The organism is Enterococcus sp. LJL128, from assembly GCF_056924295.1.
This window is the reverse complement of the sequence record NZ_JBXPBP010000003.1, coordinates 19,156-34,457: the sequence shown is the minus strand read 5'-3', so window position 1 is coordinate 34,457 and position 15,302 is coordinate 19,156. Positions and strand designations below refer to the sequence as shown.

At 40.6% G+C, this 15,302-nt stretch carries 13 protein-coding genes; 3 read left to right on the top strand and 10 right to left on the bottom strand.

Going from position 1 to position 15,302, the window contains the following annotated elements:
• Positions 1-26: 26 nt before the first annotated feature.
• The 4 genes from AC1Z3K_RS05380 to AC1Z3K_RS05365 form a co-directional block, all read right to left on the bottom strand.
• On the bottom strand, positions 27-1,703 hold the full coding sequence (locus tag AC1Z3K_RS05380) for a ribonuclease J (RefSeq protein WP_461732081.1): 1,677 nt from the start codon (positions 1,701-1,703) through the stop codon (positions 27-29).
• 28 nt (positions 1,704-1,731) lie between these two features.
• Positions 1,732-2,604, bottom strand: coding sequence for a 4-hydroxy-tetrahydrodipicolinate synthase (gene dapA / locus AC1Z3K_RS05375; protein ID WP_426084690.1), 873 nt, complete (start codon positions 2,602-2,604; stop codon positions 1,732-1,734).
• Between the two features lie 26 nt (positions 2,605-2,630).
• On the bottom strand, positions 2,631-3,683 hold the full coding sequence (locus tag AC1Z3K_RS05370) for an aspartate-semialdehyde dehydrogenase (RefSeq protein ID WP_426084689.1): 1,053 nt from the start codon (positions 3,681-3,683) through the stop codon (positions 2,631-2,633).
• Between the two features lie 318 nt (positions 3,684-4,001).
• On the bottom strand, positions 4,002-4,820 hold the full coding sequence (locus tag AC1Z3K_RS05365) for a ZIP family metal transporter (RefSeq protein WP_426084688.1): 819 nt from the start codon (positions 4,818-4,820) through the stop codon (positions 4,002-4,004).
• A 181-nt stretch (positions 4,821-5,001) separates the two neighbouring features.
• Here AC1Z3K_RS05365 and spxB point away from each other — a divergent pair, with 181 nt between their 5' ends.
• Positions 5,002-6,726, top strand: coding sequence for a pyruvate oxidase (gene spxB / locus AC1Z3K_RS05360; RefSeq protein ID WP_461732080.1), 1,725 nt, complete (start codon positions 5,002-5,004; stop codon positions 6,724-6,726).
• Between the two features lie 509 nt (positions 6,727-7,235).
• Here the strand turns inward: spxB and AC1Z3K_RS05355 are convergent.
• Together AC1Z3K_RS05355 and AC1Z3K_RS05350 are read right to left on the bottom strand one after the other, a co-directional pair.
• Positions 7,236-7,490: a CsbD family protein gene (locus tag AC1Z3K_RS05355; RefSeq protein WP_426084686.1), complete on the bottom strand. Its 255-nt coding sequence runs from the start codon at positions 7,488-7,490 to the stop codon at positions 7,236-7,238.
• 79 nt (positions 7,491-7,569) lie between these two features.
• Positions 7,570-8,166 (bottom strand): alpha/beta hydrolase, encoded by a 597-nt coding sequence (locus AC1Z3K_RS05350; RefSeq protein WP_426084685.1) that lies wholly within the window; start codon positions 8,164-8,166, stop codon positions 7,570-7,572.
• Between the two features lie 152 nt (positions 8,167-8,318).
• Here AC1Z3K_RS05350 and AC1Z3K_RS05345 point away from each other — a divergent pair, with 152 nt between their 5' ends.
• Together AC1Z3K_RS05345 and AC1Z3K_RS05340 are read left to right on the top strand one after the other, a co-directional pair.
• Entirely contained in the window at positions 8,319-9,632 is a 1,314-nt protein-coding gene (locus tag AC1Z3K_RS05345) for a putative DNA modification/repair radical SAM protein (protein WP_426084684.1), read from the top strand.
• Positions 9,622-10,491, top strand: coding sequence for a TIGR03915 family putative DNA repair protein (locus tag AC1Z3K_RS05340; protein WP_461732079.1), 870 nt, complete (start codon positions 9,622-9,624; stop codon positions 10,489-10,491). Before AC1Z3K_RS05345 ends, AC1Z3K_RS05340 begins: the two co-directional genes overlap by 11 nt.
• A 354-nt stretch (positions 10,492-10,845) precedes the next feature.
• On the opposite strand, the gene purD is transcribed toward AC1Z3K_RS05340, so the two are convergent.
• From purD to purM, 4 genes are read right to left on the bottom strand one after another with little or no spacing between them, the layout of a single operon-like run.
• A complete protein-coding gene (purD, locus tag AC1Z3K_RS05335; protein WP_461732078.1) occupies positions 10,846-12,123 on the bottom strand; it encodes a phosphoribosylamine--glycine ligase in 1,278 nt (425 codons plus the stop codon).
• Between the two features lie 15 nt (positions 12,124-12,138).
• A complete protein-coding gene (gene purH, locus AC1Z3K_RS05330) occupies positions 12,139-13,680 on the bottom strand; it encodes a bifunctional phosphoribosylaminoimidazolecarboxamide formyltransferase/IMP cyclohydrolase (RefSeq protein ID WP_461732077.1) in 1,542 nt (513 codons plus the stop codon).
• Entirely contained in the window at positions 13,680-14,258 is a 579-nt protein-coding gene (gene purN / locus AC1Z3K_RS05325) for a phosphoribosylglycinamide formyltransferase (RefSeq protein ID WP_461732076.1), read from the bottom strand. The genes purH and purN overlap by 1 nt, the downstream gene beginning before the upstream one ends.
• Complete coding sequence (gene purM, locus AC1Z3K_RS05320) at positions 14,255-15,301, bottom strand: phosphoribosylformylglycinamidine cyclo-ligase (RefSeq protein ID WP_461732075.1); 1,047 nt, start codon at positions 15,299-15,301, stop codon at positions 14,255-14,257. Before purM ends, purN begins: the two co-directional genes overlap by 4 nt.
• Between the last annotated feature and the right edge of the window lies 1 nt (position 15,302).

Sequence of the window (15,302 nt, the reverse complement as noted above, 5' to 3'; positions counted from 1 at the left end):
TCAGTTGTAGATACTGATTTTAGATGTCAGCCCTTCTTCTTCTGTGTTGCTTCCATGATAACTGGTAAAATTACAGGCCGGCGTTTTGTTTGTTCAAACAAGTAGCGGCTTAAGCGTTCGCGAATATCCTGCTTCAGCTTACTCCATTCAAAATCTTTACTTTCCAGATGCTTTTCAACAATCTCCGTAACGATTTTGCCGCTCTCTACCATCAAGTCCTTACTCGTTTTCACATAGACAAAGCCTCTGGAAGTGATTTTAGCGGGTGAAACAATTCGTTTTTCCCGACGATTAATCGTTACTACAGCCACAAAAATTCCGTCTTCAGATAGAATACGGCGATCTCTAAGCACGATGTTCCCTATATCACCAACACCTAAACCATCAATCATAATGTTTTCAGCAGGAGTAGTCCCAGCTGCAGACATTTTTTGTTTCTTATATTCCAGAATTTCCCCTCTGCCTGTGATGAAAATATTTTTATAAGGAATACCAATTTCATGCGCTAAATCTGCGTGAGCAGCTAGCTGACGATACTCGCCCTGAACAGGAACAAAATATTTAGGCTTCATCAAGTTAATCATTAGCTGTAAATCAGTTGGATTTCCATGACCGGAAACTCGCAGATTATCCGATATTTGTTTGACTGTTCCGCCAGCCCGATAAACAATATCCTCTGTCTTAGCAACAACAGTTTCCATTGCAGTTGTCGGAGTAGTTGTAATATAAACCAAATCACCTGCTTTGATACTTATAGAACGATGGGTTCCATTTGCCATTTTCTGGAGGGATTTAATTGGCTCACCCATACGGCCAGTTTCCAGAATCAACAGTTCATCATCTGAATACTTCTTCATGTCCTTCATCGTTATGATTAAATCATCACTAGGCAGTTCTAATTTATCCAGGCGCATAGCCGTACGGATAATTTTTTCCAAATCTGCGCCAGTCAATACTACTTTACGATTTGAACGGTAAGCGGCATTCAAAACCTGCTGTATTCTTTTTAAATTACTGGCAACTGAGGCAACAATGATTCTGCCTTCCCAATAGCGAATTGTATCAAAAACTTCTTCTGCCACCTGTAGTTCAGAGGCAACAGGTACCGGGTTTTCAGCATTGGAGGAATCACTTAATAAAGCCAAGACCCCTTCACTGCCAATTTCTGCTAAACGGTTGAACTCTGTTTGATACATAGGAGTAGCACTTTGATCAAATTTGAAGTCTCCAGTATAAACAATATTTCCTTCATCTGTCTTCACATTAATTCCAATGGAATCCGGAATTGTATGCGTTGTTTTGAAAAAACTGATTGTTGCATGACCAAAATCAATTTCCGTATGCGCATCGACAACGTGGAAATCATTGAATTTCTTCGTCCCCGGATGGCTGCTTACATTTAATTTTGCTAATTCTATAGTCAGCTCTGTACCGAATACTGGCACCTGAACTTTAGATAAAAGATAAGGCAATGCACCAATTGCATCTGCGTGACCGTGTGTTAGGAAAACCCCTGCAACTCGATCAACGTTCTCTTCCAGATAAGTAAAATCCGGAATCACCACATCAATTCCCAAAAGCTCATTTTCTGGATATTTCAATCCACAATCCAGTACAAAAATTTCATCCTCCACTTCAGCGATATACATATTTTTTCCGTTTTCACGGACACCGCCAAGCGGAATGATTTTTATTGTACTCACTTTTTTCACCTCTCTATTTCTGCTTGATTTATCTATCAAGTATTTGCAATATTTTTTCTTTCTCTTCAGAAGTACATGATACAAGAGGTAAACGTAAATCACCAACAGAAACACCTAAATGATTCAATACCATTTTAACTGGTGCAGGGGAAGGCACAGAAAATAGAGCATTCATTTTCGGCAACAATTTCCGCTGAATGGCAGCGGCCTGTTTAATTTCTCCCTGATCCAAAGCTTGAAACATTTCATAAATCTCTGTGCCAAATAGATGACTTGCAACAGAAATAACTCCTTGCCCGCCAAGCGCTTTTGTTGAAAAAGCCAATGAATCTTCACCTGTATAAACAAGAAAATCTTTTGGTGCCTGTTCAATCAGTTCTGTTAGCGCCTCTAAACCGGCACATTCTTTTACTGCGATAATATTTTCAATCTCTGCTAAGCGAATAGTTGTTTCAACATCCATGCTTGCGACTGTTCTTCCCGGAACATTATACAAAATAATCGGTAAGTCGCTTGCTTCAGCAATAGCTTTAAAATGCTGGTACAGGCCCTCTTGATTGGGTTTGTTATAATATGGAACAACTGCCAGTCCCGCATCGATTCCTTCTATTTGAGCGATTTCTTTAACGAACTCAACAGAGTCTCTTGTATCGTTTGTTCCCACACCACATATGATTGGTACACGCTTATTCACCAAACGGATAACTTCATTGAACAATTCAATTTCTTCATCGTGAGTCAACGTTGGCGACTCACCTGTCGTCCCAGCTAGAATTATTCCCTCTGTATGTGATTCCAGCAAATGTTCCACCAATGCAGGAAGCCGATCAAAGGCAATCTGTCCTGCCGAATCGAATGGTGTGACCATTGCTGTGATAATTGATGCATTTGTTAATTTCATACTTTTCCCTCCAAACCTTCTTTAATCTATACCCGAACTAAATCCATCTCATGTAAAGTTTCTGCTATCTGAACTGAATTCCATGCAGCGCCTTTCAGTAAATTATCGGAAACCACCCATAAATGAAAGCCATTGGCAATATCTACATCTCTGCGGATTCTTCCAACAAAGGTTTCTTTCTTATCAATACTAGTCAAAGCTTGCGGATACAGCTGTTGAGCCGGATCATCCTGTACAACAACACCAGGCGCCTGCTCCAGCCATTCCCGAATAGCTTGAACAGATGTCGGTTTTTCTACCTCAATATAGACTGATTCCGAATGACCAGATAAAACTGGAATTCTGACACAGGTCGCACTGACCTTTAAAGAGTCATCTTCCATAATTTTCTTCGTTTCATTAATCATTTTCCACTCTTCATACGTGTAATCCTCATCAGCAAAAACATCAATCTGAGGCAACGCGTTGAATGCGATTGGGTAATGCTTTTTATCGCCGCCGCAAGGAAGAATTTCAGCAGTTAATTGATCAGCGGGAACACCGTTCACGTAATCAACAGCCTGTTTTTTCAGTTCCTCCATTGCATTAACTCCGGCACCACTAACCGCCTGGTAAGTAGAAACAATCACTCGTTCTAAGCCTGCCTGTTTTCTGATTGGCTCCAAAGCAACCATCATTTGAATCGTTGAACAGTTGGGATTAGCAATAATACCTTTGTGTCTGTTCAGCGCTTCCTTGTTTACCTCTGGAACAACTAGCGGCACTTCTGGGTCCATCCTGAAATGGCTGGTATTATCAATGACTACCGCACCCCGCTTGACTGCCTCTGGTGCATATATCTTAGATATCCCGCCACCTGCGCTAAATAATGCTATGTCAACATTTTCAAAAGATTCCGGAACAAGTTCTTCAACAATTAAGGTTTGGTTCTTATACTTCAGTTCTTTACCCGCAGAACGTTTTGAAGCTAAAAGCTTAACCTCTTTAATTGGTAACTTTGTTTGTTCCAACATCTCAATCATCTTTGTACCAACTGCCCCTGTTGCACCTACCACTGCAACAACATATGATTTTTCCATACTTAGTGAATCTCCTCTCATCTTCTTGAAGAAAGTTGCTTTTTTTATTTTACCACAGGATGAGGAATTACTACATAGGAAGTAAATCTATTTCTCAGAAACTTTTAAGTTTACGCCTGCTTTCAGATGTTCTTTATAAAAATGACCTTTGAAAAATTAATAGACCTTTAAGACAGCAAAAGAAAAGCCGTTCCTAAAGGTCTTTACTTGTCATTTCTATTTTTAGTTTCTCTGTCTGAATCAAGCAGATATAAATAACAAAATTACCTATCTTATGAAATAACCGCTTCTACCAATCCAATCAATCAGTTTCTTTGACTAGCCTAAAGCCACATCAAGTACCATCATGATGATGAATCCCAGCATTACCCCAAAAACAGCGAAATGCCGTTTACTGGTAATCGTTTGCTGAGCTTCTGGAATCAATTCCTCCACCACCACATAAATCATCGCTCCAGCTGCGAAAGCTAATGCATAAGGTAAAAGCAGACTCATCTTTGTAACCAGAATCGCGCCAATAATTCCGGCTATTGGCTCAACAATCCCCGAAGCCTGCCCATAAACGAATGCTTTGGAACGACTTAAGCCTTCCTGTCTTAATGGAATTGAAACAGCCGCTCCTTCCGGAAAGTTCTGTATACCAATACCCAATGCTACTGAGATAGCTGCAAGTACCGCTGTTTCAGGATTGTCTGCAGATGCAGCTGCTCCAAATGCCACTCCCACAGCCAATCCTTCCGGGATATTGTGTAGCGTAATAGAGAAAACAAGCAGAATTGTCCGCTTTAAATGGCTGGGCAGTCCTTCTTTTTCATGATTTGGACCGAAATGCATATGAGGGAGCGTTTTGTCTGCTATGTATAAAAACAATCCGCCCAATCCAAAACCAACACTCACTACCAGCCAGGCAATATCTCCATTTTCCTCAGCACGTTCAATAGCAGGTGCCAACAATGACCAAAAGCTGGCTGCAATCATTACGCCAGAAGCAAAACCCAGCATCAAATTTAAAACATCTTTTTTGATATCCTTGAAGAAAAAAACTAAACCGGCACCTAAAGCAGTCATAAAATAAGTAAAACCCGTTCCAACTAAGGCTTGCTGCCACGGTTCCAATCCAACTAACCAGTTAATCATGTGCTTCCCTCCAAACAATCGTTATCTTTGTTTTCATTTTATCACAGCCGTTTTTTACAGTCCAGCTTATTTTATTTTTAAGCATACCTAAAAATAGTGAAATAAGTGCTATTGTTTGGTTGGAACCCTAAAGGAGCGTATACTTTAAGTGTAAGTATTTCAAGAATTGGAGTGAGTAGCAATGGGAGATACAATTAATGCCGGCGTAGCAATGGTGAAGGTTTTAGAAAGCTGGGGAATCGATCATATTTACGGAATTCCCGGTGGTTCGTTCAATTCAACAATGGATGCTCTCTACAAAGAGAAAGAACGTATCAAGTACATTCAGGTCCGGCATGAAGAAGTGGGGGCATTAGCTGCAGCAGCCGATGCAAAGCTGACTGGAAAGATTGGTGCTGTTTTCGGTTCAGCTGGTCCAGGTGCCACTCACTTAATTAATGGACTATATGATGCACAAATGGATCACGTGCCAGTTTTGGCTTTGCTAGGACAGGTTGCTTCAACTGCAATGAATTATAATTCTTTTCAGGAATTAAATGAAAATCCTATGTTTGCAGATGTTAGTGTATACAATCGCACTGTAATGACTCCGGAAAGTCTTCCCCATGTTATTGATGAAGCAATCAAAGCAGCATACCAGTTCAACGGAGTCGCTGTAGTTACGATTCCAGTTGATTTTGGCTTTCAGGAAATACCTGATACGTATCTTTCAACTGCAAAGAATCATCGTACCGGGCTGCCGATTCCTGCTGAGAAGGACATTAATGAAGCAGCGGCTTTAATCAAACAAGCCAAACAGCCTATATTGTACATTGGTCAGGGAACACGAGGCGGCTGGGAAGAAATAAAAGCTTTCTCAGAGTATTTTTCAATGCCGGTTGCTGCTGCAGTTTTGGCAAAGGGAATTGTTCCTGATTCTTATGAAAACTTTCTTGGTTTTGCTGCCAGAGTAGCAACTAAGCCAGCAAATGAAGCGTTGGCAATCGCCGATTTGATTGTTTTTGTAGGCAGTGATTTTCCTTTTGCCGCTATGTTTTTTAATCCAGATGCTATGTTTGTTCAGGTAGATATTGATGCCGCCAAATTTGGCAGACGTCATAAAACAGACGTTGCGATATTAGGTGATGGCAAAACTGCTTTAAAAATGATAATGGCAGCCGGAGAAAAACGTCCTGCTGACAAATGGTTGGATGCTAATCAGAAAAATAAACAAAATTGGGTAGAATGGTTGAGAAGCTTTGATAATTTTTCTGAAAGTCCATTAAGACCAGAACCTGTTTTCAAAGAAATACGCCGTATTGCAGAGGACAACGCTGTCTTTGTTACGGATGTCGGCAATACTACGATTCATGCTATTCGTCTATTAGACATGAACGGCAGTCAGCTATTCACTACTTCCGGCTGGTTTGCAACGATGGGGAATGGGATTCCCGGAGGAATCGCCGCCCAGCTCAGCTACCCTGACAGACAAGTTTTTACCTTAAGCGGAGATGGAGGCTTTGCCATGGTGATGCAGGATATTATCACTCAGGTGAAATATAAACTGCCGATTATTAACATAGTCTTTTCAAACGATTCTTTTGGATTTATTGAAGCAGAGCAAGAGGATACTGAACAAAAGAAATTCGGGGTCTTTTTAGAGGGTGCTGATTTTGGCTCTGCCAGTGAAGCACTTGGCGCGAAAGGTTTCACAATCACCCATTACAATCAGTTAGAGCCTGCATTTGAAGCCGCAAAAGCAAGTGACGGTCCTGTCGTAATCGATGTGAAAATCCGCAACGAACGACCTCTGCCAGTTGAAGAGCTTGTTCTTGATCCAGAGACCTTTTCTGCGGAAGATATCCATACATTCAAAGAAAAATATGGAGTCCATGATATGCCTGTTTTAAAAGAATTGCTTAAATAATAATCTGAAAAGTGTATGACCTTATCATTTTGACTAAGGTTATACATTTTTTATTTTATTAATAATTTTTTTATTCTTCCAGAAAATATGCATTTCTTTCAAACAAGACATAGTTACTTCTTTTCCTTAATTGTCTTAAAAATTACTTATTCTAAAAAAAGAAGTACTTGAATGGCTGGCATTTGGGTATTGTTTGGCAGAATATTATCACTGGCCAAGTATCAGAACCCCTTATCATAAAACTAAAACAAATGGTAATAGCGACACATCTCTTTATGATGAAATATCGTCTGTGAATTGGCGGTATTCGTACCCTACTTGAGAATTCATCTTTGAAAAAAGCAAGGAAGTTATCTTTATTGTAAGTATATACGGGCTATCTTATTTTTTATTTAGCTTAGAGACAGCTTTTTAAGCTCTTCTCCAGCATACAAAAAAGGGGCGGGACAATACTATGCCTCACCCCTTTAAAACCAAGTAAATGATGTTTTAAAAATAACAGTTATAGGTTATTTATCATCATGTTTGTGAAATTTCTCTTTGATATCTTCGAAGCCTTCTTTGATTTTATCACCAAATTTTTCTGCGCCTTCTTTAATATCATCACCAGCATCACGTGCTTTGGTCTTCGCGTCTGCAAAACCAGATTGAAGCTTACCTTCTGCTTCTTTTCCTTTATCATCAGTCACTTTACCTACTGTTTCTTTTGTTTTGCCTTCCACCTTATCTTTAGCATCATTTACGCGTCCATTTAAATCTGCCATAGTAAACCCTCCTAAAAGATAGTTTCGTTCTTACAATAATTAGCATAACACCGCTGCAAACTTCCTACAAATGATTCGCTCAATTATTTTTTTCCAGCCATTTTTTCACTTGATTGATTTCTTCCATCGTTACCTGATGTCCTGCCTCGGTATTCTCAACAGTGACGGCTGCACCTCTACGCTCCAATTGCTTGGACAGGCGCTGAAAGGCTTCCGAAGAAACAATTGGATCATGACTGCCGTGTGAAAGGAAAACTGCTGTGTTGCTCAGCTGTCCGTTTTGAGTGTCAACTCCTAACGACATTGGATGGAGCAGGATTGCTTGTCTTAATTGACTGTTTCTTTCAAGCAGCAAATGACCCGCGATGTTGGCACCGTTCGAATAACCAATGATAATCCAATCACTTAATACAATACCGTTCTCTTTACTAATCTCTTCAATTTTCTTTAATAGATAATCGCTTTCTTCTTCTAAGCTGTTGATATCAAACTGATTAAGTCCGTTTCTTTTGAAAAAGCGGTTCATTCCTTCTTCTTGAACTCTACCGCGTAAAGAGAGAATAGTGCTTTGCGGGTCAAGATATCGCGCGATATCTACAAGGGAATATTCATCTCCTCCAGTTCCATGAAGCAGTAGAAAATTCTTCCCAGTACCTTTTTCAAACAAATAATTCATTTTTGTACCTCCTTAAATACTTACTTTTTATAAGTAAAATAAGCTTATCATTAATTATAAAATGATACAAATGATTGATTTTCAATTCTACTTTGACACACAAATGATTTCTTGTTAAAATAAGAACATACGTTCGATAAGGAGGCATTATTATGGATCTCACCAGAAAAATAGAAATATTAGCAGAGTCTGCTAAATATGACGTTTCCTGTGCCAGCAGCGGCGTCACTGAAAATACACGAACAGGAACAGTGGGAAGTACTGCTGCTGCAGGAATCTGTCATTCTTTTACAAGTGACGGCCGTTGTGTCTCCTTATTAAAGCTGTTGTTTACCAACGCCTGTATTTTTGATTGTCATTATTGTATAAACAGGAAATCCAACCAAATTCCGCGAGCCACCTTCACACCTCAAGAAGTGGCTGATTTAACGATGGACTTTTACATGCGGAATTATATTGAAGGATTATTTTTAAGCTCGGCCATCATAAAAAATGTTGATTATACCTGTGAATTACTAATAAAAACATTAAAAATTCTTCGTTACGAAAAAGGATTCAAGGGGTATATTCATGTTAAGGCAATTCCAGGTGCTGATGAGCGTTTGATTGAAGAATTAGGTTATTTGGCAGATCGGATGAGCGTAAATGTAGAACTCCCTTCACGTGAAAGTCTAAAGCTGCTTGCACCAGATAAAGATCCGCTGGCCTTATATAAACCAATGAAGCAGATTACTACAAAGAAAAAAGAATTATCCAACTTGCCGGCTGTCAGAAGAGGACCTAGTTTTGTACCTGGTGGACAATCTACGCAGATGATTATTGGTGCTTCGCCAGAGAGTGATCATGCTATCATAAATATAGCTGAAACACTTTATAACAAATACGAATTGAAGCGTGTCTATTATTCTGCATATATTCCTGTCAATCAAAGTTCTCTGCTGCCGGCTGTAACGACTGATCCGCCGCTGCTTAGAGAACATCGGCTATATCAGGCGGATTGGCTGATGCGGTTTTATCGTTTTCAGGCAGATGAAATTCTGACTGCGGAAAAACCAAATTTCAATTTATATTTAGACCCTAAAGCAAACTGGGCAGTGCAAAACTATGAACGTTTTCCTATTGATGTTCAGTCAGCCAGCTATGAAAAGCTGCTTAGAATTCCCGGCATCGGTCCAAAGAGCGCTCAAAATATTGTTAAGGCTCGAAAATATTACCGGCTGCATCTGTCGGATTTGAAAAGACTAGGTGTTGTCGTAAAAAGAGCGCAATATTTTGTTAGCTGTGACGGTGCCACTATTGAAGGACTCATTAAAGAGCCCGAATGGATTATTGCCTCTCTTGTGTCTTCAAGACAATATAAAGCCTTGAAAAAGGCCAATAGTCAAAGCAATCAAGAGCAGCTGTCCTTATTTGATGTGGAACGGTTTGAGCATACAAAAGAAAAGGAGCTTCGCCATGCATATTGACCGTACAGCAGAGGTTTGGGAATATGACAACAGTTTTTATGGTTTCTTAACAATTGTCGACAAAGCGTTTCGGCTAAAAAAATTTCCTGGGAGCATCTGCACACCAGAAACTTCTGCACTTAGTCTTTTTTTTAGTGAATGGATTGAAACAAATGAACCGCAGGCTGAGAAAATCCATCGTAGGCTAAGACAGCTTTTAACTGCTGAAAATTTCCAATTTTTTCAAGATGGATTTAACGCTACTGTAGAAAATAAGGAGCTGCAGCTGCTTGAGACCTTAGAAGTTGCTTTACGTACAAAGGATTCATTAACGAATCATATTGGTCATCCGTCCATTTTGGCTGTACAGCGAGGTATCAAAGCAATGCTCGGAGAAGCACATCTATATACCGGCTTTGTTCGATTTGAATACGCAGGAAAGATATTATTCAGTGAAATAACGCCAAAGCATTTTTCTCTCCCTTATATTTGCCCTCATTTTGCTGAACGTTATCCATTAGAGACGATTGTTATTTATGATACAACCCATCGGCTATTGGCATTGATTGAGCAAGGGCGTATCTCTTTTATCGAAAATACAGACAACCCTAATTTAAACAATACCCGTGAGGAAGAAGAGCTGATTCAGCATCAATGGCAGTCGTTTCTACAGGCAGTAACTATTCAGGAACGAGCGAATAAAAAATGCCAAATGAATCACCTTCCCCTGCGCTTTCGCGATAAAATGGTTGATTTTCGACATTCAGACAAACTGTCGACTACTGCGCAAACTTCGCAGAAACTCACCAGTATGAAAAAAACAAAAGAAAGCTCACCCTCAAAAAACAATGTGCTACCCTTTCAAAGAGAATCTGGCTGACTATTAGAAAGAAGCTGGGACAATAATAAATTCCCAAACTCAGCATATCTGAATCTGAATAGACGAAAGCCCAAAGCCGATTCTTCGAAAACAAGTCGTGCGATAAATAGGCGTAGCTATTTTCTTGTAATATGCCTTGTTTCTTGAAGAAAAATACTTTTAGCTCAGCTTCTGATCCGATTTATTAGTGGAGATAGCTAGCTTTTAAAGCTAGACATTTTCTAGATACCTCCTTCAGCAGCCTTTGACATTATTGAGTTTTCAACTGCCAGAATTTTCATTCCCTTTAATGTTAACAAAAAGAGATAGCCGCCTCCAATTATGGATTGACTATCTCTTTATTTATAGATTAAATCAAAGCTTTGCTGATTTCATTGCTTTTGCACCTATATCTTTACGATAGAAGGTTCCAGTTGTATCAACGGAGTTCAAGAGCTGATAAACATTTTGCTGTGCTTCTTCCAAGGTATTTCCTTCTGCTTCCACAAGATAAATTCGACCACCGCTTGAAAGCAGTTTGCCATCCTTTTCTGATACACCTGCATAGTAAACACGCTGCTCACAGTCGCTAGAAAATGCCGGCAGGACTGAACCTGAGATGTATTCTCCCGGATAGCCATTCGCAGCTACTACAACTCCTAAACTAAAACCATCCTGCTTCCATTGAATAGCTGGTATCCGTTCATTAAGAAGATCATCAATAATTCCCGCCAAATCTGTTTCTAATCTTTGCAGCACAACCTGTGTTTCCGGATCACCAAATCGAGCATTGAACTCAATCACCTTGGCACCCTCTTCTGTAGCAATTAGACCAGCATACAGAATGCCTGTAAATGGGCAGCCTTCCTTAATCAGACCTTCGGCTGCGGGTCGTAAAACCTTGGCAATCGCTTCATCCACCAGCTCTTGAGGTATTTGAGGCACCGGACTATAAGCACCCATTCCTCCGGTATTGGGTCCTTCATCATTTTCATAGGCCCGCTTATGATCCTGCGCTATGGTCATAGGATAAATTTCCTGATCTCTGACAAACGCCAATAACGAAAATTCTTCTCCCGCCAAAAAGTCTTCTACAACTACTTTTGCTCCGCTTGCACCAAAGCGGTTACCTTCCAGCATATCTTCCAAAGCTGAAATAGCCTCTTCAACACTTTCAGCAACAACTACTCCTTTACCCGCTGCTAATCCATCTGCCTTAATAACGATTGGAGCGCCTTTCATCCGAACGTATTCCTTCGCAGGCTCTAATTCATGGAAGGTGCGGTGCATTGCTGTGGGTATATGATATTTATTCATTAATTCTTTGGCAAAGTCTTTTGAGCCTTCAATCATTGCTGCAGCTTTTTCTGGACCGAAAATTTTTAAGCCGGCTTTTTTGAAATCATCAACAATTCCATTCAATAAAGGCACTTCTGGTCCAACGAATGTCCAGTCAACCTTATTTTGCTCTGCAAAAGCAATTAGCTCCTTATGATTGTCTTCTGCAATATCCACAAGCTGAATGCCGTCACGAATCATTCCCGGATTTCCTTTAGCACAATAGACCTCCTGAACCAGCGGACTCTTAATGAATTTTTGCGCAATGACGTGTTCTCTTCCACCACTGCCGATTACTAAAATTGTTAATCCCATCATTTTCCTCCATCATCAGTGTCTAAAGTGTCTGATATCTGTAAATACCATCGCAATGCCGTATTTATCCGCCATATCAATTGATTCCTGGTCTCTTATACTACCGCCAGGCTGAATAATCGCTTTGATGCCGCACTCCCCAGCGTATTCTACGCTATCCCCCATTGGGAAATAAGCGTCACTAGCCAGAACAGCGCCCTTAATCTTTTCACCAGCCTGTTTGACCGCAATTTGAACAGAACCGACCCGGTTCATCTGACCAGCGCCAATACCAACTGTTTGATAATCATTAGCGATAACAATAGCATTGCTTTTGACATGCTTCACTGCTTTCCATGCAAAAGCCAGTGCCTGCATTTCCTCTTCAGTCGGCTGACGTTTGGTCACAACCTTCCAATCCTTGACTTCTTCTTTGACTACGTCTTGATTTTGAACAAGTAAACCACCTAAAACAGATACCTTTTCATCATCATCCGCTTCATCTTTATGGGAAAAATCTAATGTCATTAAACGTATATTTTTTTTACCGGACAGTAGCTCAAATGCTTCTTCTGTAAAGCTAGGAGCAATGATAATTTCTAAGAACAGCTGGTGCATCTTCTCTGCCACAGATAGACTAACCTCACGATTCAATACAATAATTCCACCAAAAATCGATACAGGATCTGCTTCATATGCTTGTTCATAGGCTGTTAAAATATCTTCTCCAATCCCAATACCGCATGGGTTCATATGCTTGACTGCTACGACAGCGGGCTGATTAAATTCTCTCGCAATCCGAATCGCTGCATCTCCATCCTTGATATTGTTATAGGATAATTCTTTCCCATGAAGCTGCTTTGCACTAGCAATTGAAAAAGGAACCGGCAGGGCATCTTCATAGAAGGCTGCCTGTTGATGGCTGTTCTCGCCATAACGCAGCGTCTGTTTTAAATCATAAGTCAGCGTTAGGGATTCCGGATTTTCTTCATCAACAAGCTCAGTTAAATATCCAGCAATTAACGCATCGTATGCCGCAGTATGACGGAAAACCTTTGCTGCCAGCTTTTGCCGAGTGGCAAAGCTTGTTTCATCATTTTCAGCAAGCTCTTCAAGAACAAGTGGGTAGTCTGTCGGATCTACTACAACGGTTACAAACTGATGATTTTTAGCACCGCTTCTCAGCATACTTGGTCCACCGATATCAATATTTTCTATCGCATCCGCAGAGGCAACATCCGGCTTCATTATTGTTTCTTTAAAAGGATATAGATTGACACAGACAATATCAATCGGATGAATTCCGTGCTCTGCCATAGCAGATAAATGATCAGATAAATCCCGACGGCCTAACAAGCCGCCGTGAATTTTTGGATGTAGTGTCTTTACTCTGCCATCCATCATCTCCGGAAACTCCGTGACTTCTTCTATGCCAATTGTTGGAATTCCTTCTTGCTCCAGCATGGCTTTTGTTCCACCAGTTGAAATGATTTCAATCCCAAATTCTGTCAGTCTGCGCGCAAAATCAGCAACACCTGTTTTGTCTGAAACACTGATTAATGCTCTTTTTTTTGTCATTAAGCCCGTCGCTCCCTATTTTCGATTATTTTTTTCAGAACTTCTGGATACAGTCTATGTTCTACTTGATGGATTTTATCCTCTAGACTGCTCATTGTATCATCTTCGGTTATTATAACCCGTTCCTGTGCAATGATAGGACCTGTATCAACGCCTTTATCTACATAGTGGACGGTTACGCCAGTTTCCTTTACTCTTGCTTCATAAGCATCTCTAATACCATGTAGTCCCGGAAACTGCGGCAGCAGCGAAGGATGGATATTAATGATTTTCTCAGGAAAAGCTTCCAGTAAAGCCGGCCCAATCAGTCTCATATAACCTGCCAACACAATAAAATTTACTTTCTTTTCTTCCAAAAGATGAAGGATTTCTCCTTCATAGATGCTCTTTTCAGAAAAATCTTTTGGTGAAAAAGCAACATGAGGAATACCTAGCTGCTCAGCACGCTCTAATACCTTTGCCTGCTTATTGTCACTGAACAGCAAAACAATCTCGCCATCAATTTTGCCTGCCTTTACTGCCTCTGCAATAACCTGAAAATTACTACCGTTTCCAGAAGCAAACACTGCAATTCTCATTTTTCCACCTCGGTGAATACAATCGGCGCTTCATTTTGTGCAGCAACCCGGCCAATCAGATAACTAGGCTCCCCCAGTTCTTCAAGAAGCTTCTGTACTTCACCCACATGCTGCGGTGAAACAGCTAAGACCATCCCAATCCCCATATTGAATATCTCATACATTTCAGGAGAAGGGATCTTTCCGTAATGCTCTAATGCTGAAAAAATCGGTAGCACCGGCCAGCTGCCTAATTCAACCACAGCCGTTAATTTTTCCGGCAGCATACGAGGAATGTTTTCAACAAACCCACCGCCAGTGATATGAGCAATACCATTAACCAACTGCTTTTTCACCAGTGGTAAAATGCTTCTCACATATATTTTTGTTGGCTCCAATAATTCTTCTGTCAAGGTTTTTCCTGCCAGCTCAGGAAGCTGATCCGTCAGCTGAAAATCGTTCATTTCAAAAAACACTTTGCGGACAAGGGAGTAGCCATTAGAATGAATACCGCTGGATGGCAAGCCTATCAGCAGGTCTCCTTCAGAGACTTTCTCTCCAGTAATCAACTGACTCTTTTCAGCAACGCCAACAGTAAATCCGGCTAAATCATAATCATCATTTCCATACATTCCCGGCATTTCTGCCGTTTCTCCCCCAATTAGAGCGGCTCCTGCCTGAACACAGCCTTCTGCTACGCCTGCTACAACAGCTTCTAAACGTTCTGGTATATTCTTTCCAGTTGCAATATAATCAAGAAAATAAAGCGGCTCAGCCCCCTGAGCAACGATATCATTCACACACATAGCCACACAATCAACGCCAATCGTATCATGCTTATCTGCCTGAATTGCCAACATCAACTTTGTTCCTACTCCGTCTGTTCCCGAAATCAGTACCGGCTCCTTCACATCCACCTTACTTAGGTCAAAGCATCCGCCAAAACCACCTAACGCACCCATCACTCCGGCACGCTCTGTCCGCTTTACGTGCTTCTTAATCCTTTCTACTACTTCATAACCGGCTTCTACGTCTACCCCGGCTTTTGCATATGCGTTCGCCATG